2 protein-coding genes are annotated in these 1,963 nt (G+C 54.8%); both read left to right on the top strand.

Annotated elements, in window-relative coordinates; genetic code table 11:
* Positions 1-409: 409 nt before the first annotated feature.
* On the top strand, positions 410-652 hold the full coding sequence (locus tag VQ830_RS28590) for a hypothetical protein (RefSeq protein ID WP_337271525.1): 243 nt from the start codon (positions 410-412) through the stop codon (positions 650-652).
* Positions 652-918, top strand: coding sequence for a DUF1488 family protein (locus tag VQ830_RS28585; protein WP_337271524.1), 267 nt, complete (start codon positions 652-654; stop codon positions 916-918). The genes VQ830_RS28590 and VQ830_RS28585 overlap by 1 nt, the downstream gene beginning before the upstream one ends.
* Positions 919-1,963 lie beyond the last annotated feature (1,045 nt).

Raw genomic sequence — 1,963 nt, 5'->3', positions numbered from 1 at the left:
TCCAGGACACGCCAGACGTCGTGCAGCAGCACTACGGGCGCTTTCTGCCGCAGGACAAAGCAGCACTGGCGGCGCGGATCCTCAATCAGGTGTGGGAGGCCGCATAGTGTGGTGGCTGCCTTCCTAAGACCATTGCAGGCATGAGTGCAAAATGTGCGCGTCCGTCATCTCGCTCTTGATGAAGCAAGAACCTTCGACCCGCTATTTATTGGCGTCAACGCCAAAGTCCTTTCCCCTTTTTGGCTTTCGAGCGCAGTTCTCAACGGTCCTTAATTATGGCTCCGGACGCCTTTGCCCGACCTTCCTCTTGTAATCCAGTATTTAAGCACGACTTAGATTGTAGTGACGGCTCGTGTTCAGGGCGCTGTCATCAAGGGTGCAAAACCTTGCCCCAACAAAGGAGGACGTGATGTCTTCCAATCCAGCAGCAACGCATGTCGAACCCGCCGGCTTCCGGGAATCGGACGCGACCTCCGACATGAAACGTGACGCCTCGCTCTTGCTCTCAACCGAGTTCCGCAGCGACGTGAGGACCAAATCGGCTCTCCTGAGCTCTCTCGCCAAGCGGCAACAGTCATCGACGCGAGCAAGCCTTGATCCCCAACCCGAGGGTAACGCTGTTGATCGGCGGCAAGGTGAGGGTGGGCGCTGATGAGCATCTCGTTCCCAAACGAAGCTCGTAGTTTTGACGACAGAAATTGCTGTGTCCGTTTCACCGGATACGACGGGATGTTCGAGATAAAATTCTATCTGGCGACCGAAGTCTTGGCCTGCGAGAAATCGCATCGAAACGCCGGCGAGGCAGACTACCTGAAGGCGTTCGATGCGTTGCGGCCAAGAATCCTGAAGGCCGCGACCTCAGCTTATTCAAAAGCTCGATCCAGCGCGATTACATTGGATCTTACCCATTTTCGTTGAGCATACCGTGATCCTGAAAGGATACAATCGTGCATCATCCAGCCAAATCAGCTCCACTGATCAAACCAGGAACAGCGAAAACTGTGCTTGTGAGCGAATTTGCGAAAAGAATTCGCCTCGGCCAGGTGGAGGAGAAGCGATTGCGAAAGCTCCTAGGCCCCATTGCGAAGGAAATAGACCTCTTCAGAAATGCCTGCGGATAGAAGGATCGGCGGCATTATCGCCGCTTTCGCTTTGCTTGCCCGCCACCGAGCATTCCAGCATTCTCCCCACAGAAACCGTGCCATCATGAATACAACAGTGAAAAGCATCACTATCGTTCGGCCGTTCCAGCTTTCCGGGATGGCGCAACCTCATCCACCAGGCATCTTCGAGCTACAGATTGATGAGGAGCCCATCGACGTCACATGGGAGGCTTATCATACGACAATGACCTTGCTCCTTAGCTCCAACGGGCGANTCCAGCTTTCCGGGATGGCGCAACCTCATCCACCAGGCATCTTCGAGCTACAGATTGATGAGGAGCCCATCGACGTCACATGGGAGGCTTATCATACGACAATGACCTTGCTCCTTAGCTCCAACGGGCGAACCGAGGCGTGGCCCGTGTCGAGGGAGGAATTTGAAAAAACGCTGGCGCCGTCTATTGCCCCTTGAGCAACCTCGAGACTCGTAGGACCCGATCAACTGGCAGCGAAGGAAAAACTTCACTCGCAAGCTAAGCTTGTCTCAACAACGGACAAGATGCGAACGGCAAGGTCCGAAAACCATTAAGCCGCTTTGTAATTGTCGCAGCCGAGCCAGGATATGATTGCGGCGCCGTAGACCCGTTCCCAGCCCTTGCCGTTCCTTAGGACCGTACCGACAGCGCAGCAGCGACACTGACAGACTCCGATGTCAAGTCACCCCGATCTTAGCGGCGAGAGGAGGTGGCATGAAAGAGGCACCTCCGCCGATAGAACGGATCACTGAGATGCAGGTGAAGATAGAGGGACAGTCACACTTCCAGCCTTTCGGCTTATCCTGTTGGGGTTTTGCAGATCTC

This window comes from Oryzifoliimicrobium ureilyticum (assembly GCF_037199735.1).
In the GTDB taxonomy this organism is placed as follows: domain Bacteria; phylum Pseudomonadota; class Alphaproteobacteria; order Rhizobiales; family Rhizobiaceae; genus Rhizobium; species Rhizobium ureilyticus.
The sequence above is the reverse complement of the archived record's forward strand: the minus strand, read 5'-3'. Positions and strand labels throughout refer to the sequence as shown.